This window comes from Kitasatospora arboriphila (assembly GCF_039528095.1).
GTDB classification, from domain to species: Bacteria; Actinomycetota; Actinomycetes; order Streptomycetales; family Streptomycetaceae; genus Kitasatospora; species Kitasatospora arboriphila.
The window spans coordinates 1-19,713 of the sequence record NZ_BAAALD010000119.1; the positions used below are offsets into that span (position 1 = coordinate 1).

A 19,713-nucleotide genomic window follows, 5' to 3' on the forward strand; every position below is an offset into this window, starting at 1 on the left:
CAATCCCTAAAACGCGCACGCCGAATTCGCACCGGGACGCGACAAGACGCGAACCGGTGAGGATCTGGAAGTGGTGTTTCAAGGGATTGGCCGCTCCGGGACCGTCCGCGCAGATGCGTGTCCGGTGCTCCCTGCCGAGCGACTAGAGAACACTACGCCCATCGGCGGCCGCAGGCAAATCCGGCACGCGGACGAGCCGGCTGCAGGTGTCGCGGCCTGCCTTCACGTACTCCCCGTTCGGGTGATCGTTGGCGGCGATCCGCAGTGCCGCGGCCTGGTGGTCCTGGCCTCCGCCGGTGTGGCGGTCGATCAGGCGGCGGTGGCGGAGGTCGTCGTCCGCGTCGATGTACCAGAGCTCGCGGAACAGGGCCCGGGCCGTCGTCCACGGAGCCTCGGGCGCGGCGAGGTAGTTGCCCTCGGTCACCACGAGGCGGGTGTGCGGCCTGATGACGTGGCGGGCGGCGACCGGCTCGTCGAGGGCCCGGTCGAAGTCCGGCACGTAGATGTCGTGGAACCGCTCGTTGGTGACCCGCCGGAGCAGGGCCAGGTAGCCGGCGGAGTCGAAGGTCTCCGGGGCGCCCTTGCGGGCCCGCAGGCCGAGGCGGTCGAGCTGGACGTTGGCCAGGTGGAATCCGTCGAGCGGGAGGTGGGCAGCGGCCTCCGGGCCCTCTTGGCGGACGACCGCGTCGACCAGGTGGCGGGCGAGGGTCGACTTGCCGGCCGCCGGCGGGCCGGCGAGGCCGAGGATCACGCGTCCGCTACCGCTCCCGGGTCCGTGCAGCAGTCCGAGCGCCCGCGCGACCAGGTCGTCCGGCGTCGCGACCTCGGCCACCCCGGCCGCCTCGGCGGCACCCGCGGCACCACCGGTCTTCGCGGAACGGCGTCCCGCCGCCGCCCGGCCGTTCTCCGACGTGTGGCCGCCGTGTACGTCAACGTGCATGGGTCGCACCCTACTCAGCCGGGACGCCGGAAGCACCGCACCGCGGGACCGGCGTCCACAGGACGGCGACCGCTGGGCGACCCGCCCGGGCCGTGGGCGCAGCGCGCTCAGGCAGCGGCCTCCCCGACCGCCGCAGCACCGAACACCGGCTCGTCGAGGGTCAGGGTGCCGGCGTCCGCGTCCAGGACCGCGTGGACACCCAGCGGGACGGTGAGGCTGCTGGGGCCGTGCCCGAAGCCGAGCTCCCAGATCACCGGGACGCCCAGCGGCGCCAGCCGGTCGAGCATGACCTCGCGGACGGGCCCGGGCGGTCCGCAGCCCTCCCAGGAGCCGAGGGCGATGCCGGCGACTCCGTCCATCGCGCCGGAGCGGAGCAGCTGGGTGAGGGTGCGGTCGAGGCGGTAGGGCAGCTCGTTGACGTCCTCCAGCAGCAGGATGGTGCCGGCGAAGGAACGGCGGGCTGTCGGGGTGCCGCGGTCGGTGGCGAGGAGTGCGGCGCAGCCCCCGGCGGTGGTGCCGGCGGCCCGGCCGGGGACGAGCGGCTCGGCGGTGGCCGCGGTGAGGACGCGGGTGGTCTCGGGCTCGAAGAGGGTGCGCCGGAGGTGGTCGGCGGTGGCGGGGTCGTCCAGGAAGGTGGCCGCCGTACCCATCGGGCCGTAGAGGGTGGGGAGGCCGAGTCGGAGGTCGACGGTCTCGTGCAGCACGGTGATGTCGCTGAAGCCGACCAGGATCTTGGGCGGTGCGGCGCGCAGGGCGTCCCAGTCGACGAGGTCGACCATCCGTTGGACGCCGTAGCCGCCGCGGGCGCAGACGACGGCCGCGATGCCGGGGTCGAGCCAGGCCCGTTGGAAGTCGGCGGCGCGGTCGGCGTCGGTGCCGGCGAGGTACCCGTGGACGGGGTGGCGGTCGAGGAGGTGGTCGCCGGGGACGACCTGCAGGCCCCAGGAGCGGAGCAGGGCGGTGCCTGCGGCGAGGCGCTGCGGGTCGATCGGGCCGCTGGGGGCGACCAGGGCGACACGGTCGCCTGCCGTCAGCCGTCGTGGACGCCGCCGCGGACCCGGAACCGGCAGACCGGTAGCGGGCCGGCCCGGTACCGGAAGACCCGGTGCCCGCGGGAGTGGTGCGGGGGCCGGTGTCGGCCCGGGGGCGGGGTCGTGGCCGTCCGCGGCGCCGCCGGTCGTCAGCTGATCCATCGACAGTTCCTCCCCCGTGGTCGCAGGTTCGTCTGCTCACGGTATTCCCCGGTGCGGGGGTGGAACGATCCACCCCCGCACCGGGAATGCTGCCGCTTCACACGGTGCCCATCACCTCGCGGACCTCGGCGAGGGTGGTCGCGGCCACGGCGTTCGCGCGCTCGTTGCCGACGCGCAGCACCTCGCGGAGGAACCCGCGGTCGGCGGCGAGTTCGGCCCGGCGTGCCCGGTGCGGGCGGAAGTACTCGTTGACGGCCTCGGTGACCAGCTTCTTCAGCTGGGCGGCGCCGCTGTCGCCGACCTCCTCGGCGACGGCTTCGGGGGTGCGGTCCAGGCAGAGGGCGGCGAGCTGGAGGAGGCCGGCGACGCCGGGGCGGTGCTCGGGGTCGTAGGTGATGCGGCGGTCGGCGTCGGTGGTCGCGGCGCGGAGGAGGCGGGCGGTCTCGTCCTCGCTGGCGCCGAGCGGGACGGCGTTGCCCCGGCTCTTGCTCATCTTGCCGCCGTCGGTGCCGAGCAGCAGCGGGGCGGCGGAGAGCAGGGCGTCGGGTTCCGGGAAGACGGGTGCGCCGTAGCGCTCGTTGAAGCGGCGGGCGACGGTGCGGGTGGTCTCCAGGTGCGGGAGCTGGTCCTGGCCGACGGGGACGAGGTCGGCCTTGCAGAAGAGGATGTCCGCGGCCTGGTGGACGGGGTAGGTGAACATCAGGCCGCTGACGGTGGCGCGGCCGGAGTGGGCGATCTCGTCCTTGACGGTGGGGTTGCGGCCGAGTTCGGCGACGCTGACCAGGCTGAGGAAGGGCACCAGCAGCTGGTTGAGCGCGGGGACGGCGCTGTGGGCGAAGACGGTGGCCCGGTCGGGGTCGACGCCGGCGGCGAGGTAGTCGAGGACGAGGTTCTCGGCGTGCTCGGCGAGGTTGTCGGCCAGGTCGCGGTCGGTGAGGACCTGGTAGTCGGCGACGACGAGGAAGAGGTCGACGCCGAGGCGCTGCAGTTCGACGCGGTTCTGCAGGGTGCCGAAGTAGTGGCCGAGGTGGAGCGGGCCGGTCGGCCGGTCCCCGGTGAGGATGCGGTGGCGCGCGGGGTTGCGGCGGATGCTGTCGACGGTGGTGATCACTGAGGTTCTCCTCGGGTGGCGGGCGGGCGGTGGCACCGTCCGCCGGGCGTTGCCGCCCCGAGGGTGAAAAGCATCAGGGCCGCCCGTACGGACGGCCCTGTGGTCATGCGTGAGGGGTGGCCGTCCTAGGACGGCCACCAGTTCAGGCACGGCTGACGCTTCATGGGACCAGGGTACGCGCACGTCCGGCCGTTCTCCGCACCGGTTTTCGGCCCGCCGCCCGCTGCGGGGGCTCCTGGACGGCGGCCGGGCCCGTCCGCCACCGACACATGGTGGACCACCCTGGCTCCCAAGGGCCTTGTGCGGCAGGATCGTTCGTGCCGCAGACCGAAGGGCCCGCACCCATGACCCCGCTCGACCCGCCAGCCGCCGACCGTTCCTCCCCCGGTCCCGTACCTCGGGACGGGGCCCGCGGCCCCCACGATCCCCTCGGCCCCGCGGCGCCCTCGACAGAAGCTCCGACGGCACCGGCACCCACGGTGGCAGGTCCGGAGGGCGGGGCCGAGCCCGTCGACCCCACCGCGGTGCGGCTGCTGGCGGGGCTGGCGGCCCGGCTGCGCGGGGCGTACGAACGGGGTACCCATCCCGCCGATCTGGCGGCGGCCTGCCACAAGTCGGAGGCGGAGGTGCGCCAACTGCTGGCCGCTGCCGGGGCGGACCTCGATGCGGCCAGGCCGGTGGGCGACGGCCCCGCGGCCGCGGCGGGCCCCACGGGCGGACCGGCCGACGGCGGCCGCCAGTTGCGCCGGGCGCGGCGGCCGGTTCCGTCGCGGCGGCTGCGTCGGCTGCACCCGCGACCGCAGGAACGGCAGGAGTCGTGGCATCCGGCCGGCGCGGGTGGCCAGGCCCAGGAGGGCGGTGGGCCCGGGGGCGGGCCACCGTTGGGGATATTGATCGGCGGATCGTCCTCGGCGCCGAGTGCGGGGGCGCAACAGCCCGAGCGGGTCGAGGCGCGGTTGGTGCGGTTCGGCACCGGCACCTGCCTGGTGGTGCTGCCCGCCTGGCGGGAGGCGATCGCCGTGGCCGTGCCGACCGAGCGGCTGCTCGCCTCCACCGGGCTGACGGTCGAGCAGGTGGCGGGTGCGCGTCTCTCGGTGCTGATCAATCCGGAGGCCCTGCACGACCGCGACCTCGGGCTGCACGACTGGCGGGCGGACCAGCCGCACTGAACCGGCCCGCGTCGGCGGCGCGCGGTGGCCCGCCCGGTGACCCGTCGTCATCCGGTGCGCGGCGGGCTGGGGTCAGCCGGCCGTCCGCACCGGCTCATCGGGGCCGCTGTTCGGTGTGCCGTGCGGGACGTGGCCCAGGTGCACCGGCCCGGCGGTGGGGTCGGCATCGCGTCCCTGTGCACCGCGGACGGCGGCCAGCAGTGCCGGCAGCTGCGGCGGCCAGAGTGCGTCGGCCTCGGGCGAGGCCAGTTCCTCCGGACTCCACCAGCGCCATTCGAGGATGCCGTCGGCCCGGTGGACTCCGCTGACGTCGCCGAGCGGCCCGCGGCGCGGGCCGGTGGCCAGGTAGATGTGCTCGTGCTGGCGGACGGGGATGCCGTGCCAGGTGAAGTCGTGCTCCCAGGTGCACAGTAGGCGGGCGGGCTCGATGTCCGTCCAGCCGGTCTCCTCGTGCAGTTCGCGCAGTGCGCCGACGGTCGGGGTCTCGCCCTCCTCCAGCCCGCCGCCCGGCGCCGTCCAGTGCACGCCGACCTCGGCGTTGTCGCTGCGGAGCAGGAAGACGGCGCCGTCCGGGGCGAGGACGACCGTGCGGGCCGCGGCCCGCGGTGTGCGGCCGCCCGCCGTGCCGTCAGGTCGTGCGGTCGGTCGGCCCGGTGGGCGGCCGAGGAGTCGGCCCAGCACTGGTCCCAGGAGTCGTTGCAGCTTCGGCATCGGATCACCGTGGCACGCACCGCCGGGGGTGTCGACCGGTATTCGGGGTGCTGGAGCCGGTCCCGGCCGACCGCGGTCCTGACCCCAACGGACCTTGGGTGCGGCCGGCGTGTGCGCAGTGGGGCGGGGCGAGGTGCGGGGCGGGGGTGCGGACGGGCCGGTGCGCCGTACGCTGTGGGCCATGACCACCCCGGCCGTCCTGCTGCCCGCCGATCCGCTCGCGCCGCGCAGGCCCGACCCGCACTACGGGTGGGAGGCGCAGCTGGTGCGCGACCTCGGCGGCGCCTGTGTGCTGCTCGACCACGACGCGCTGCTCGCGGGTGACGCGGAGGCGGCGGTGCGGCGGGTACCGGTGGGCGTCGGGCCGCTCTGGTACCGCGGCTGGATGGTGCCGGTGCCCGCGTACCAGGAGTTGGCGCAGGCGCTGGCGGCGCGCGGCGGGGTGCTGCTGACCACGCCGACCGGCTACGGGGACGCCCATGAGCTCCCCGGCTGGTACGGGGTGTTCGAGGGGGCGACGCCGGAGAGCCGCTGGCTGCCGGGGGCGGCCGTGCCGTCCCGGGAGGAGCTCGCCGCGCTGGCGGGGCGGTTGGGCGGCCGTGGGCCGGCGGTCGTCAAGGACTACGTGAAGTCGCGCAAGTACGAGTGGGAGGAGGCCTGCTTCGTCCCGGACCTCGCGGACACCGACCGGCTGTGCGCGGTGGTGTCGCGGTTCGTGGAGCTGCAGGACGGGGCTCCGACCGGCGGGATCGTGCTGCGCCGGTACGAGGAGTTCGTCCGGGACGCGCGGGGGCGGGCCGAGGAGTCCCGGGTCTGGTGGGTGGACGGCGAGCCGGTGCTGCGCGGTGCCCATCCGGATGCGCCGCCGGGGCCGGCCCCGCACGCGGACCTGTCGGTGGTGGGGCCGCTGGTGCACACGCTGGGCTGCCGGTTCGTGACCACCGATCTGGCGCGGCGGGCGGACGGGGCGGGCTGGCGGGTGGTGGAGGTCGGTGACGGCCAGGTGAGCGACCTGCCGCGGGGCGCGGACGCGGCCTCGCTGTACGCCGCGCTGCTCGCGGTCTGACCCTGCCGGTGGCGGGCACGCCCCGGCGGACCCCGGGTGGGGCCCGCCGGGGGCGCGGCGGTCAGCCGACCGGGGTGGGGCGGCCGTCGGAGACGAAGGCCTGCCAGAGCCGGTGGTAGGCGCCGCCCGCGGCGAGGAGTTCGCTGTGGGTGCCGTCCTCGACGATCCGGCCCTCGGCCGGGACGACGATCCGGTCGGCGCGTTCGGCGGTGGTCAGGCGGTGGGCGATGACCAGGGTGGTACGGCCGCCGCTGAGGCGGTCGGCGGCCTGGTTGACGGCGGCCTCGCTGGCGAGGTCGAGGGCGGCGGTCGCCTCGTCCAGCAGCAGGATGTCGGGGTCGACGAGTTCGGCGCGGGCGAGGGCGACGAGCTGGCGCTGGCCGGCGGAGAGGTTCCGTCCGCGGGGGGCGACCTCGTGGTCGTAGCCGCCGGAGAGGCCGAGGATCATCTCGTGGGCGCCGACGGCGCGGGCCGCGGCCTCGACCTCGGCGCGGGTGGCGCCGGGCCGGCCGTAGGCGATCGCCTCGTGGAGGGTGCCGGCGAACAGGTACGCCTCCTGCGGGACGACGCCGAGCCGGTGCCGGTACTGGGAGAGGTCGTAGCCGGTGATGTCGGTGCCGTCGACCCGGACGGTGCCGGAGGTGGCGTCGTAGAACCGGGCGACCAGCTTGACCAGGGTGGACTTGCCGGCGCCGGTCTCGCCGACCAGGGCGACGGTCTGGCCCGCCGGGATGTGCAGGTCGATGCCGGTGAGCACGTTCGGCAGGTCCTCGCCGTCGCCGTTGTAGGCGAAGCCGACGCCGTCGAGGTGGATGTCGCCCTTGAGGCGGGTGACCGGCACGGGCGGGTCTGCCTCGGGGGTGCTGGTCGGGGTGCGCAGCAGTTCGCCGATCCGGCCGAGGCTGACGCTGGCCTGCTGGTAGCCGTCGAACACCTGGGAGAGCTGGTTGACCGGGGCGAAGAACAGGTCGATGTAGAGCAGGTAGGCGACCAGGGCGCCGATGGTGAGGGTGCCGGCGTCGACCCGGGCGGCGCCGGCGATCAGGACGAGCGCGGAGGCGACGCTGGACAGGAACTGGACGAACGGGAAGTACAGCGAGATGTAGAGCTGGGCCCGGGCGCGGGCGTCGCGGTACTCCAGGCCGCGGGCGACGAAGCGGGCGGTGTTGACGTCCTGCCGGCGGAACGCCTGGACGATCCGCATGCCGGCGACGTTCTCCTGCAGGTCGGCGTTGACGGTGGAGATCAGGTCCCGGGAGATCTGGTACTGGACGGTGGACTTGCGGCGGAAGACCAGGGTGGCCACGACCAGCACGGGCAGGACGGCGAAGACCACCAGCGCGAGGCCGGCGTCGAGGATCAGCAGTGCGGCGAAGATCCCGAAGAAGGTGAGCAGGCTGACCACGGCGGTGACGACGCCGGTCTGCAGGAAGGTCGAGATCGAGTCGACGTCGGTGGTCATCCGGGTCATGATCCGGCCGGTGAGCTCGCGCTCGAAGTAGTCGAGGCCGAGCCGGTTGAGGTGCGCGAAGATCTTCAGCCGCAGGGTGTAGAGGACGCGCTCGCCGGTGCGGCCGCTGACCCTGGTCTCGGCGCTCTGCACCAGCCAGTCCAGCAGGACGACCACGAGGGCGCCGAGGGCGGCGACGGTGACGCCGGTCATCGCGGCCTTGCTGACGCCGTCGTCGATGCCGTGCCGGATCAGGATCGGCAGGGTGAGGCCGGCGGCGGTGTCCAGGGCGACCAGCAGCAGGGCGAGGGCCAGCGGGCCGCGGAAGGGCGCGAGCAGGCGGCGGAGGCTGAAGTGCAGGTCGCCGGCCTCGGCGTCCTCGACCCGGATGTCGGGGGTGTCGGTGGCGGGCCGCAGTGCGGCGACCTTGGCGAGGAGTTCGGCGTCGGCGGCGGGCTTCTTGGCCGGGGCGCCGTTGCCGGTCGTCGCAGCCGCGGTGCTCCCGGCCGCAGCGGCGCTCCCGGGGGCAGCGGCACCCTCGGCGCTGCCGCGGGCGGTGGCGTCGGCGGCGTCCGGGTCGGTGATCAGTGCCCGGTAGAGCGGACAGCGTTCGTCCAGCTCGCGGTGGGTGCCGATGTCGACGAGGCGGCCGCGTTCGAGGACGGCGATCCGGTCGGCGAGCTGCAGGGTGGAGCGGCGGTGGGCGATCAGCAGGGTGGTGCGTCCGGCCATGACCGAGCGGAGCGCCTCGAAGATCTCGGCCTCGACCTGCGGGTCGACCGCGGAGGTCGCGTCGTCGAGCAGCAGGATCCGCGGGTCGGTGAGGATGGCACGGGCCAGGGCGATCCGCTGCCGCTGGCCGCCGGAGAGGGTGAGTCCCTGCTCGCCGACCTTGGTGTCGTACCCGTCGGGCAGCTCGCGGATGAAGCCGTCGGCCTGGGCGGCGCGGGCGGCGGCCTCGATCTGCTCGTCGGTCGCCTCGGGGTGGCCGTAGGCGATGTTGGTGCGGACGCTCTCGGAGAACAGGAAGCTCTCCTCGGGCACGATGCCGACGGTGGCGCGCAGCGAGTCGAGGGTGATGTCGCGCAGGTCGTGCCCGTAGAGCCGGACGCTGCCGGCCGTCGGGTCGTAGAAGCGCGGGACGAGCTGGGCGACGGTCGACTTGCCGGAGCCGGAGGCGCCGACCAGGGCGAGGGTCTCGCCGGGCTGGAGACGCAGGCTGAGGCCGTCGAGGACGGGGACGGCGTCCTCGTCGCCCGGGTGGGCGTCCCCGTGGTCCTCGTAGTGGAAGTCGACGCGGTCGAGTTCGAGGGCGGCGGTGCCGGGTGCGGGCGCGCCGGGCGCGGTGGCACCGGGGTCGGTGTCGGCAGGGGTGAGCGGCCGGGCGTCGGGGCGCTCCTGGACGTGCGGGCGCTGGTCGATCAGCTGGAGGACGCGTTCCACGCCGGCCCTGGCCTGCTGGCCGACGGTGATCACCATGGCGAGCATCCGCACCGGGCCGGTCATCTGGGCGACGTAGGTGGAGAAGGCGACGAAGGTGCCCAGCGAGACCTGGCCCCGGACGGCCAGCCAGCCGCCGAGGGCGAGCACGGCGACCTGGGCGAGGGCGGGGACGGCCTGCATGGCCGGGGTGTAGCGGCTGTTCAGCCGGATCGAGCGGAGCCGGGCGCCGTACAGGCCGCGGGAGGCCCTCTCCAGCTTGGCGCGCTCCTGGGCCTCCTGGCCGAAGCCCTTGACCACCCGGACGCCGCCGACGGCCGCGTCGACGACACCGGCGACCGCGGCGGCCTCCTGCTGGGCGGCCCAGGTCGCGGGGAAGAGCCGCTTGCGGCTGAGCGCGGCGCACCACCAGAGGGCGGGCGCCATCACCAGGGCGATCAGGGTGAGCGGCAGCGAGAGCCAGAGCATGACCGCGAAGGACATGCCGAACATCAGCAGGTAGCCGGTCATCATCGGCAGCATCGAGAGCAGGCCGTTGATGAGCTGCAGGTCGGAGGTGGCGCGGCCGACGACCTGGCCGGTGTCCAGGCGGTCCTGGCGGCGGCCGTCGAGGCGGGTCAGCGAGGTGAAGAGGTCCGCCCGCAGGTCGTGCTGGACGTCGAGGGCGAGCTGTCCGCCGTAGTAGCGGCGGATCTGCGCGCAGAGGAAGACCACGGCCGCGGCGAGCAGCAGCACGACCGCCCAGGGGGCGAGCGGGCGGGTGTGGGCGGTGATGACGTCGTCGATGATCAGCTTGGTGACCAGCGGGACGACGGCGCTGACGGCCATGCCGACGAGCGAGGCGCCGAAGGCGAGCAGGACGTTCTTGCGGTAGCGCCAGGAGTAGCCGCCCAGTCTGCGCAACCAGCGGGACTCGTCCGGGGTGCCGGGGGTCCGCCGGTCTTTGGACCGGCGGCGGCGCAGGTGGGCCTTGCCGGACCGGCTGCTCTGAGGATCGGCGTCCCGGGAAATCTCCGCAGTAGAACCATGAGTCTCAGGCATATTTAGGGATACTAACCATTCGGCTCGACCGCCGTCCATCGCCTTTCGACGGACGCCCGGCAGGCTCAACGACGAGGGGTCCGCGAAACCTTCCCGCCGCCTCCCAGGGTCGCCGATCCACCCGCCCGGACGCACGGGCCGCCGGACCGGCCGGACCTCCGGCGCTGGTCCTACGCCCGGACCCAGGAGACCCGGGCGGAGCTCCTAGGCCGCCCGGGCGGCGGCGCCGGCCGCGGCTGCGGCGAAGGCCCCCTGGGCGAGGCTGTGCAGGAGGGCGGCCATCGCGTCGCGGGGCAGCCCGGAGCGGTCCGGCTGGCCCGGGTGGGGGGCGGCGCTGTGCGGGGTGGAGTTGAGCAGGCCGAAGACGGCGTGGACGGCGGCCCGGGCGAGCGGTTCGGCGTCGGGGGCGGCGAGCGGCGGGAAGGCCTCGCGGACGACGCCGACCCAGAGTTCGACGTAGCCGCGCTGCAGCCGGCGGACCCGGCGGCGGTCCTCCTCCTTCAGGTGGAGCAGTTCCCGGTCGTGCAGGATGATCAGGTCGCGGTCGTCCAGGGCGAAGTCCACGTGGCCGCCGATCAGGGCGTCCAGCGCCCCGGCGGGTCCGCCCGTGCCGCCGGCCTCGCCGGCCCGGCGCCGGCCCTCCTCCAGCAGCCGTTCGCTGATGCCGATCAGGAGGTCGGCGAGCATCGCGTCCTTGCCGGCGAAGTGCCGGTACAGACCGGGGCCGCTGATGCCCACCGCCTTGCCGATCTCGTCCACGCCGACGCCCAGGAAGCCGCGCGCGGCGAACAGCCGCGCGGCCTCCTTGCGGATCTGGTCGCGGCGTGGGAGCGCGGAGGCTGCTGGCACGTTCGGCATGCTGCCCATCGTAGACAGCCGCGTTATCGGCGGTTAACCTGGCCGCAGGAGTTAACGCTCATTAACCTTCGGGCGGCGGACCATCCCTCCGCACGTCCACTCGGCTCCGAGGCAAGGGAGCTCTTGGGATGGTCCTCTCATCCATTGGATCCGCCGTCGGCCCGGCGGCCGGCCCGTTCACCGGCCAGGGCGCCGGCACCGAACCGCGGCACGCCGTCCCGGGTGCCGCCGCCGCGCCGGCACCGCGGCTGGAGTCCGCCGCCGACCCCGGCTCGGCGGCCTACCGCGCCAACGAGGCCGCCCACCGGGAGCTGGTCGACGAGCTGCGCAGCAAGCTCGCGACGGCCGCGCTGGGCGGCGGCGCCAAGGCCCGGGCCCGGCACACCGCGCGCGGCAAGCTGCTCCCCCGCGACCGCGTGGACACCCTGCTCGACCCGGGCTCCCCCTTCCTGGAGCTGTGCCCGCTCGCCGCCGACGGCCTCTACGACGGCGCCGCCCCGGCCGCCGGTGTGATCGCCGGCATCGGACGGGTGGCCGGTCGCGAGGTCGTGGTCGTCGCCAACGACGCCACCGTCAAGGGCGGCACCTACTACCCGATGACGGTGAAGAAGCACCTGCGCGCGCAGGAGGTGGCTCTGGAGAACCGGCTGCCGTGCGTCTACCTCGTCGACTCGGGCGGCGCCTTCCTGCCGATGCAGGACGAGGTCTTCCCCGACCGGGACCACTTCGGCCGGATCTTCTACAACCAGGCCCGGCTGTCCGGCGCGGGCATCCCGCAGATCGCCGCGGTGCTCGGCTCCTGCACGGCCGGCGGCGCCTACGTGCCGGCCATGAGCGACCAGGCCGTGATCGTCCGCAACCAGGGCACGATCTTCCTCGGCGGCCCGCCGCTGGTGAAGGCGGCCACCGGCGAGGTCGTCACCGCGGAGGAGCTCGGCGGCGGCGAGCTGCACTCCAAGACCTCCGGCGTCACCGACCACCTGGCCGAGGACGACGCGCACGCGCTGTCGATCGTCCGCACCATCGTCGCCGGGCTCGGCCCGCGCGCCCCGAAGCCGTGGCCGCTCGCCCCGGTGGAGGCGCCCGCGGTGGACCCGGCCGGCCTGTACGGCGCGGTGCCGGTCGACCCGCGCACCCCGTACGACGTGCGCGAGGTGATCGCCCGGCTGGTCGACGGCAGCCGCTTCGCCGAGTTCAAGGCCGAGTACGGGCCCACCCTGGTCACCGGCTTCGCCCGGATCCACGGCCACCAGGTCGGCATCGTCGCCAACAACGGCGTGCTGTTCGCCGAGTCCGCGCTCAAGGGCGCGCACTTCGTCGAGCTGTGCGACCAGCGCGGCATCCCGCTGCTCTTCCTGCAGAACATCACCGGCTTCATGGTCGGCCGGCAGTACGAGGCGGGCGGCATCGCCAAGCACGGCGCCAAGATGGTGACGGCCGTGGCCTGCACCCGGGTGCCCAAGCTGACCGTCGTCATCGGCGGCTCGTACGGCGCCGGCAACTACTCGATGTGCGGCCGGGCGTACTCGCCGCGCTTCCTGTGGATGTGGCCGGGCGCCAAGATCTCCGTGATGGGCGGCGAGCAGGCGGCCTCCGTCCTCGCCACCGTGCGCCGCGACCAGTTCGAGGCGCAGGGCGAGGACTGGCCGGCCGAGGCGGAGGAGGAGTTCAAGCGCCCCGTCCGCGAGCAGTACGAGCGGCAGGGCAGCGCCTACTACGCCACCGCCCGGCTCTGGGACGACGGCGTGATCGACCCGATGGAGACCCGGACCGTCCTCGGTCTGGCGCTCACCGCCTGCGCCAACGCCCCGCTCGCCGAGCCCCGCCCGTACGGCGTCTTCCGCATGTGACCGGCCGGGCCGGTGCGGTCGCACCGCCCGGCCCGACCCCGGCCCCGCCGCGCACCCCCGCGGCACCGCACCCGCCGCACCCGCGCCGCCCGACCCGCCACCGCCGCACCGGCAGCGCCATCCCTCGACCCGGAGGAAGACCTCCCATGTTCGACACCGTTCTGGTCGCCAACCGGGGTGAGATCGCCCTCCGGGTGATCCGCACCCTGCGCCGGCTCGGCATCCGCTCCGTCGCCGTGCACAGCGACGCCGACGCCGAGGCCCCGCACGTCCGCGAGGCCGACCTCGCCGTCCGGCTCGGCCCGGAGGGGCGCAGCGACAGCTCGGCGGCCGAGACCTACCTGCGGACCGACCTGCTGCTGGCGGCCGCCCGCCGCACCGGTGCGCAGGCCGTGCACCCCGGGTACGGCTTCCTCGCCGAGAACCCCGGCTTCGCCCGGGCGTGCGCCGAGGCGGGGCTGGCCTTCATCGGCCCGCCGCCGGCCGCGGTGGAGCTGATGGGCGACAAGATCAACGCCAAGGAGGCCGTCCGCGTCGCGGGCGTGCCGGTGGTGCCCGGCAGCAGCGGCGGCTCGCCGAGCGACGCCGAGCTGGTCGCGGCCGCCGAGGAGATCGGCTACCCGGTGCTGCTGAAGCCGTCCGCGGGCGGTGGCGGCAAGGGCATGCGGCTGGTCCGCGACCCCGCCGAGCTGCCGGCCGAGATCGACGCGGCGCGGCGGGTGGCGCGCACCGCGTTCGGCGACGACACCCTGCTGCTGGAGCGCTGGGTGGACCGGCCGCGCCACATCGAGGTGCAGGTGCTCGCGGACGCCCGCGGCACCACCGTGCACCTCGGCGAGCGCGAGTGCAGCCTGCAGCGCCGCCACCAGAAGCTGATCGAGGAGGCCCCCTCCGTCCTGCTCAACGAGGAGACCCGGGCGGCGATGGGTGCGGCGGCCGTGCGGGCCGCCGAGGCCTGCGGCTACACCGGCGCCGGCACGGTCGAGTTCATCGTCCCGGGCCTGGAGCCGGGCGCGCAGGCTCCCGAGGGCGTCCTGGACTTCTTCTTCATGGAGATGAACACCCGCCTCCAGGTGGAGCACCCCGTCACCGAGCTGGCGATCGCGGTGCGCACCGGCGACGGCGCCGAGCCGCGGCGGCTCGACCTCGTCGAGTGGCAGCTGCGGGTGGCCGCCGGCGAGGCGCTGCCCTTCGCCCAGGAGGACGTCTCCTTCGTGGGCCACGCGATCGAGGCGCGGATCTGCGCCGAGGACCCGGACCGCGACTTCCTGCCGACCGGCGGCCGCATCCTGCGGCTGGACGAGCCGGCCGGCGAGGGCGTCCGGGTGGACTCCGGCGTGGCCGCGGGCACCGAGGTCGGCAGCCTCTACGACCCGATGCTCGCCAAGGTGATCGCGTACGGGCCGGACCGGGCGACGGCGCTGCGCCGGCTGCGGGCCGCGCTGGCCGACACCCGGATCCTGGGCGTCACCACCAACACCGGCTTCCTGCGGCGGCTGCTGGCCCACCCCGAGGTGGTGGCGGGCCGCCTCGACACCGGGCTGGTGGAGCGGACCGCTCAGCAGACCCCCGTCCTGCTGAGCTCCCCCCACACCCGCACCGGTGCCGACGCGACCCCGCAGGACGCGGAGAGCGCGGACCTGCTGCCGATCGCCGCGGCGATCGCCCGGCAGCTGGACCTCGCCCCGGCCGTCGCCCCCGACGGCTGGACCGACCCGTTCTCCCGCCCCTCCGGCTGGCGGCTGGGCGGCGGGGCGGCCTGGACGGCCCACCGCCTGCGGCTCGCCGGGCAGGAGCCGGTCACCGTCCTGGTGCGGCCGACCGCACCCGGCTCGGTGGCCGAGACCGCCGGCACCCCCGCCTCCGCCGGCCTGCAGGTGCAGGTCGGCGACGGACCGGTGCGGCGGGCCACGGCCCACCGCTCCGGCGGCCGCCTGCAGGTCTCCCTCGACGGCCTGCAGACGACGTTCGCACACACCACCGACAACGGGCCCGCGGGCCGCGTCGACTGGCTCGCCGTGGACGGCGACGCCTGGGCGGTGCACGCGTACGACCCGGTGGCGGACCGCGCCGCCGCGGGCGGGGCCCACCACGGCGCGCTGACCGCTCCGATGCCGGGCACCGTCACCGTGGTCAAGGCCGCGGCCGGCGAGCGGGTGACCCGCGGTCAGACCCTGCTGGTCCTGGAGGCCATGAAGATGGAACACGTGATCGCGGCGCCGCACGACGGCACCGTCAGCGAGCTGCGGGCGAGTGCCGGCGCGACCGTCGCCATGGACGAACTGCTGGCCGTCGTCGTACCCGCCGAGGGCGACGCCGAGAAGGCCGAGGTGGCCCCGTGACCGCGGAGCAGGACGGGACGGCGGCCGAGCCGGGCGTGCTGGAGCTGGGCCTGCCGGACCCGGTGCGCGACCCGTCGCTGCCGGCCCGGGTGCGGATCCACGAGGTCGGCGCGCGGGACGGCCTGCAGAACGAGAGCGGGCTCGTCCCGGTCGAGGTGAAGGCCGAGTTCATCGCCCGGCTGGCCGCCGCCGGCCTGCGCACCGTCGAGGCGACCAGCTTCGTGCACCCCAAGTGGGTGCCGCAGCTGGCGGACGCCGAGGAGCTGATGCCCCGGCTGTCCGGCCTGGCCGGGCGGTACCCGGGCCTGCGGCTGCCGGTGCTGGTGCCGAACGAGCGCGGCCTGGACCGGGCGCTCGCCCACGGCGCGGCGGAGGTCGCGGTCTTCGCCAGCGCCACCGAGACCTTCGCCCGGCGGAACCTCAACCGCTCCGCCGACGAGGCCATGGCGATGTTCCGCCCGGTGGTGGCCCGCGCCACGGCGGCCGGGGTGCCCGTCCGCGGCTACCTCTCGATGTGCTTCGGCGACCCGTGGGAGGGCCCCGTCCCGGCCGCGCAGGTGATCGGCCACGGGCTGCGCCTGCTGGAGATGGGCTGCGCCGAGCTGAGCCTCGGCGACACCATCGGCACCGCCACCCCCGGCCAGGTCACCGCGCTGCTGACCGGCTTCGCCGAGGCCGGGGTGCCGATGGACCGGCTCGCCGTGCACTTCCACGACACCTACGGCCAGGCGCTGGCCAACACGCTCGCCGCGCTGCGCTGCGGGGTGACCGTGGTGGACGCCTCGGCCGGCGGCCTCGGCGGCTGCCCCTACGCGAAGAGCGCCACCGGGAACCTGGCCACCGAGGACCTGGTGTGGATGCTCCACGGCCTCGGCATCGACACCGGCGTCGACCTGGCCGCCCTCGCCGCCACCAGCGGCTGGATGGCCGGGCAGCTCGGACGCCCCAGCCAGTCGCGGACCGTCCGGGCGCTGCTCGGCCCGTCCGCCTGACACACCCCGTCAACACCTCATCACCCCGGCCCGACCGGCCGCGATCCAGGAGGATCCCCATGCTCGACCACCGGCTGAGCACCGAGTACGAAGAGCTGCGACGGACCGTCGCGGAGTTCGCGAACGACCGGGTCGCGCCGAAGATCGGCGAGTACTACGAGCAGAACGAGTTCCCGTACGAGATCGTCCGCGAGATGGGCGAGATGGGCCTGTTCGGCCTGCCGTTCCCCGAGGAGTACGGCGGCATGGGCGGCGACTACTTCGCCCTGGGCATCGCCCTGGAGGAGCTGGCCCGGGTCGACTCCTCGGTCGCCATCACCCTGGAGGCGGCCGTCTCGCTCGGCGCCATGCCGGTGTACCGCTTCGGCACCGAGGAGCAGAAGCGCACCTGGCTGCCGAAGCTGACCTCGGGCGAGATGCTCGGCGCCTTCGGCCTCACCGAGCCGGAGGGCGGCTCGGACGCCGGCGCCACCCGCACCACGGCCCGCTACGACGAGGCGACCGACGAGTGGGTGATCAACGGCACCAAGTGCTTCATCACCAACTCCGGCACGGACATCACCGGCCTGGTCACGGTGACCGCGCTGACCGAGCCGACCACCCGCGCGGACGGGGCGGCGCTCTCGCCCACGCGGGAGATCTCGTCCATCATCGTGCCGGCCGGGACACCCGGGTTCCAGGTCTCCAAGAAGTACTCCAAGGTCGGCTGGAACGCCTCCGACACCCGCGAGCTCTCCTTCACCGACTGCCGCGTCCCGGCGGCGAACCTGCTGGGCGAGCGCGGCCGCGGCTACGCCCAGTTCCTGCGCATCCTCGACGAGGGGCGCATCGCGATCGCGGCGCTCGCCACCGGCCTGGCCCAGGGGTGCGTCGACCAGTCCGTCGCGTACGCCGGCCAGCGGCGCGCCTTCGGGCGGCCGATCGGCGCCAACCAGGTCATCCAGTTCAAGCTGGCCGACATGGAGATGCGCGCCCACACCGCCCGGCTGGCCTGGCGCGACGCCGCCTCCCGGCTGCTGCACTCCGAGCCGTTCAAGAAGGAGGCCGCGATCGCGAAGCTGTACGCGTCGGAGGCCGCCGTGGACAACGCCCGCGAGGCCACCCAGATCCACGGCGGGTACGGCTTCATGAACGAGTTCCCGGTCGCCCGGTTCTGGCGCGACTGCAAGATCCTGGAGATCGGCGAGGGGACCTCGGAGGTCCAGCGGATGCTGATCGCGCGGGAGCTCGGGGTGACCTCCTGACCCGACCGGGTCGACCTCCCCGGCGGTCCGTCAGGGGATGACGATCACCGGGCGGTTGGCGCGCCGCGCCAGCCGCCCGGACACCGAACCGAAGACCTTGCCGAGCAGGCCGCGGGTGCTGCCGACGACGATCGCGTCGGCGGCGTACTCGCGGCCGACCTCTTCGATCTCGTGGCAGATGTCGCCGCCGCGCTCGACCAGGATCCACGGCACGCCGGCGAGGAAGTCCGCGCAGGCCAGCTCCAGGCCGAGGATCTCCGTACGGTGGTCCGGCAGGTCGACGAAGACCGGCGGCTCGCAGCCCGCCCAGACCGTGGCCGGCAGCCGGTTCGCCACGTGCACGATCACCAGGCCGCACTGCGACCTGCGCGCCATGCCGACCGCGTAGGCCAGCGCGCGCTCGCTGGACAGCGAGCCGTCGAAGCCGACCACCACGCCGTGCTGGAACACCGGGTCGCAGGCGCGGGCCGGCTGATCCTTCACCAGGTGCTCGCCGTCGCCCTCGGTGCGGCCCGTCATCGGACCGGGGCCGTCGCTCATCGGGCCGCCTCCGGGCGCTCCGGCGCCCCGTGCACCGCCGTGCCCGCCGCGGCCGGACACCGGGCCGCCCGGGCCCGCTGCGGGGCCGTGTGCCCCCGCCCGGCGCCGCGCGGACAGCGGCCAGGCGCGGAGGGCCGCAGCGCGGGCTGCGGCGAGTGCGGCCCTGCGGGCCTGGGAGCGACCGCCGAGGGGCCCGCCGCGGACCGGCAGCGCACCGCCGCCGGCATCCGCACCGGCGGGTACGGGAGGCTCAAAACCAGCCATCGCTCACAGCTGTTCGGGGAGGACGGGCCGACGGAACGCAACAGCGCCGCCGGGGCAGCAGGCCCACCCTCGGCACCGAGCCGATCTCCGCCGAGCACCACTGGATGCGACCTGTTCCTCTCAGAGTACGACGAGCGCGGAACGCGGCCCAGCAGTCGGACCCCGGTGGGCCGGGGTTCCCGCAAACGGACCGCGTGCGCCCGCGCTTTGTGCGCCCCCCGCGCACGCCGGCCGGAGGCCACCTGTCACGGAGGTTCCCAGGAGCTTGACCGACAACCCCCGATAACGCAACAGGCCGAACACACAACGTGATCCGACCGTCATCGAGAGGCACCGGGGCGGTCGCACGAGGCACCGGGGCGGTCACGCGGTGCCGCGACGGAGCCCTTCACACCGCTCCCACCAGTGCATTCGCGGCCCGCTCGCCCCACCCGTCACAGCCCCGGCGAAACATCGCGTTCGGCCACCGGTCCGTCACCGTCCGGATTCGGCCAATCCGCCCCGCGGACAGGTCGACGATTGGCAATTGCCAGATGCATACGTGCCCGCACTGGCAGCATGCTCGACATGCCGCTGCTCCTGTTCGACCTCGACAACACCCTGCTGCCCAGGGACGCCGCCTACCGGGCGTGGGCCGTGGACTTCCTGGCCGAACACCGCCTGCCCGCCGCCGACATCGACTGGTTCACCACCATCGACGGCAGCGGGTACGTGCCGCGCAGCACCGTACTGGGCGCCGCGAAGCGCCGCTACGGCCTGGACCACTCGATGGACCTGCTGCTCGCCCACTACCGCCGCGGCATCAACGCGCACATCCACTGCCCCGCCTCCCACCTCGACGCGCTGCACGCCGCCCGGGCCTCCGGCTGGACCCTCGGCATCGTCAGCAACGGCGGCACCAAGCCCCAGGTGGAGAAGATGCGCCGCACCGGGCTCGACCGCCTCGTCGACGGCTGGGTCGTCTCGGAGGAGGCGCGGTGCGTGAAGCCGGACCCGCTGATCTTCGAGATCGCCGCCCGCCGCTGCGGGGTCGCCCCCTCCCCCGGCTGGGAGGCCAACACCTGGATGATCGGCGACCACGGCCCGGCGGACGTCGCGGGCGCCGAGGTCGCGGGGCTGCGCAGCGTCTGGCTGCACCTGGGCCGCCCGTGGGCCGAGCAGGGCTACCGTCCGACGCTGAGCGCCGCCGGGCTGCCGGAGGCCGTCGGCCTCGTCCTCGGCGCCCGCAGCGCGCCCACCGCCGACACCGTCCGCCGCGGGGCCGTCCGGCGTGCCGTGGCGCAGCAGGCCGCCGCCCGGCGGGCCGCCGCGGACCCGGTCGTGCCGGTCACCCCGGTCGTGCAGCTCCCGTCCGTCGTCCAGCTCCCCTCCGTCGGCGGCACCACCCCGCTGGGCGCCGGGCGCGCGCCGGCGCAGTCGGCCGCTGTCCGGGCGAGCACCGTCGGCCGGGCCGCCCTGCTGGCGCCGGGCGGCCCCCCCCCCCCCCCGGCCCCCCCCGGGGG

At 75.0% G+C, this 19,713-nt stretch carries 13 protein-coding genes and 1 pseudogene; 7 read left to right on the top strand and 7 right to left on the bottom strand.

Going from position 1 to position 19,713, the window contains the following annotated elements:
- Positions 1-142: 142 nt before the first annotated feature.
- The 3 genes from ABD353_RS35215 to trpS form a co-directional block, all read right to left on the bottom strand.
- Complete coding sequence (locus ABD353_RS35215; protein WP_344627785.1) at positions 143-940, bottom strand: nucleoside/nucleotide kinase family protein; 798 nt, start codon at positions 938-940, stop codon at positions 143-145.
- Between the two features lie 107 nt (positions 941-1,047).
- Positions 1,048-2,133 carry a S66 peptidase family protein gene (locus ABD353_RS35220; protein WP_344627786.1) on the bottom strand — a complete coding sequence of 362 codons (1,086 nt, stop codon included), beginning with the start codon at positions 2,131-2,133 and terminating at the stop codon, positions 1,048-1,050.
- Between the two features lie 97 nt (positions 2,134-2,230).
- Positions 2,231-3,244: a tryptophan--tRNA ligase gene (gene trpS, locus ABD353_RS35225; protein ID WP_344627787.1), complete on the bottom strand. Its 1,014-nt coding sequence runs from the start codon at positions 3,242-3,244 to the stop codon at positions 2,231-2,233.
- 479 nt (positions 3,245-3,723) lie between these two features.
- On the opposite strand from trpS, the gene ABD353_RS35230 reads away from it, so the two are divergent.
- The gene (locus ABD353_RS35230; RefSeq protein WP_344627788.1) at positions 3,724-4,413 is read left to right on the top strand and encodes a hypothetical protein; all 690 of its coding nucleotides are present in this window, start codon (positions 3,724-3,726) and stop codon (positions 4,411-4,413) included.
- A 72-nt stretch (positions 4,414-4,485) separates the two neighbouring features.
- On the opposite strand, the gene ABD353_RS35235 is transcribed toward ABD353_RS35230, so the two are convergent.
- A complete protein-coding gene (locus ABD353_RS35235) occupies positions 4,486-5,124 on the bottom strand; it encodes an NUDIX hydrolase (protein WP_344627789.1) in 639 nt (212 codons plus the stop codon).
- Between the two features lie 181 nt (positions 5,125-5,305).
- Between ABD353_RS35235 and ABD353_RS35240 the strand changes: the two genes are divergently transcribed.
- Positions 5,306-6,190 carry an ATP-grasp domain-containing protein gene (locus tag ABD353_RS35240; protein ID WP_344627790.1) on the top strand — a complete coding sequence of 295 codons (885 nt, stop codon included), beginning with the start codon at positions 5,306-5,308 and terminating at the stop codon, positions 6,188-6,190.
- A 61-nt stretch (positions 6,191-6,251) separates the two neighbouring features.
- On the opposite strand, the gene ABD353_RS35245 is transcribed toward ABD353_RS35240, so the two are convergent.
- Positions 6,252-10,121: an ABC transporter ATP-binding protein gene (locus ABD353_RS35245; protein WP_344627791.1), complete on the bottom strand. Its 3,870-nt coding sequence runs from the start codon at positions 10,119-10,121 to the stop codon at positions 6,252-6,254.
- A gap of 204 nt (positions 10,122-10,325) precedes the next feature.
- A complete protein-coding gene (locus tag ABD353_RS35250) occupies positions 10,326-10,979 on the bottom strand; it encodes a TetR/AcrR family transcriptional regulator (RefSeq protein ID WP_344627792.1) in 654 nt (217 codons plus the stop codon).
- A gap of 128 nt (positions 10,980-11,107) precedes the next feature.
- On the opposite strand from ABD353_RS35250, the gene ABD353_RS35255 reads away from it, so the two are divergent.
- From ABD353_RS35255 to ABD353_RS35270, 4 genes are all read left to right on the top strand, one after another.
- Positions 11,108-12,829, top strand: a complete 1,722-nt coding sequence (locus tag ABD353_RS35255) for a carboxyl transferase domain-containing protein (RefSeq protein ID WP_344627793.1) — start codon at positions 11,108-11,110, stop codon at positions 12,827-12,829.
- A 146-nt stretch (positions 12,830-12,975) separates the two neighbouring features.
- Entirely contained in the window at positions 12,976-15,171 is a 2,196-nt protein-coding gene (locus ABD353_RS35260; RefSeq protein ID WP_344627794.1) for an acetyl/propionyl/methylcrotonyl-CoA carboxylase subunit alpha, read from the top strand.
- Positions 15,168-16,163: a hydroxymethylglutaryl-CoA lyase gene (locus ABD353_RS35265; protein ID WP_425555318.1), complete on the top strand. Its 996-nt coding sequence runs from the start codon at positions 15,168-15,170 to the stop codon at positions 16,161-16,163. Before ABD353_RS35260 ends, ABD353_RS35265 begins: the two co-directional genes overlap by 4 nt.
- A 59-nt stretch (positions 16,164-16,222) precedes the next feature.
- Complete coding sequence (locus tag ABD353_RS35270) at positions 16,223-17,407, top strand: acyl-CoA dehydrogenase family protein (protein WP_344627795.1); 1,185 nt, start codon at positions 16,223-16,225, stop codon at positions 17,405-17,407.
- Positions 17,408-17,437: 30 nt separating this feature from the next.
- On the opposite strand, the pseudogene ABD353_RS35275 reads toward ABD353_RS35270, so the two are convergent.
- Positions 17,438-17,875 (bottom strand): annotated as a pseudogene (locus tag ABD353_RS35275) (universal stress protein); the annotation flags it as partial.
- 903 nt (positions 17,876-18,778) lie between these two features.
- Between ABD353_RS35275 and ABD353_RS35280 the strand changes: the two are divergent.
- The coding region (locus ABD353_RS35280) for an HAD family hydrolase (protein WP_344627796.1) at positions 18,779-19,713 on the top strand (935 nt) is incomplete at its 3' end.

What these genes read in the sequence shown, in the direction of transcription:
- ABD353_RS35215 (WP_344627785.1), bottom strand. Translation starts at nt 940, where the DNA reads ATGCACGTTGACGTACACGGCGGCCACACGTCGGAGAACGGCCGGGCG.
- ABD353_RS35220 (WP_344627786.1), bottom strand. Translation starts at nt 2,133, where the DNA reads ATGGATCAGCTGACGACCGGCGGCGCCGCGGACGGCCACGACCCCGCC.
- ABD353_RS35235 (WP_344627789.1), bottom strand. Translation starts at nt 5,124, where the DNA reads ATGCCGAAGCTGCAACGACTCCTGGGACCAGTGCTGGGCCGACTCCTC.
- ABD353_RS35240 (WP_344627790.1), top strand. Translation starts at nt 5,306, where the DNA reads ATGACCACCCCGGCCGTCCTGCTGCCCGCCGATCCGCTCGCGCCGCGC.
- ABD353_RS35245 (WP_344627791.1), bottom strand. Translation starts at nt 10,121, where the DNA reads ATGCCTGAGACTCATGGTTCTACTGCGGAGATTTCCCGGGACGCCGAT.
- ABD353_RS35250 (WP_344627792.1), bottom strand. Translation starts at nt 10,979, where the DNA reads ATGCCGAACGTGCCAGCAGCCTCCGCGCTCCCACGCCGCGACCAGATC.
- ABD353_RS35255 (WP_344627793.1), top strand. Translation starts at nt 11,108, where the DNA reads ATGGTCCTCTCATCCATTGGATCCGCCGTCGGCCCGGCGGCCGGCCCG.
- ABD353_RS35260 (WP_344627794.1), top strand. Translation starts at nt 12,976, where the DNA reads ATGTTCGACACCGTTCTGGTCGCCAACCGGGGTGAGATCGCCCTCCGG.
- ABD353_RS35270 (WP_344627795.1), top strand. Translation starts at nt 16,223, where the DNA reads ATGCTCGACCACCGGCTGAGCACCGAGTACGAAGAGCTGCGACGGACC.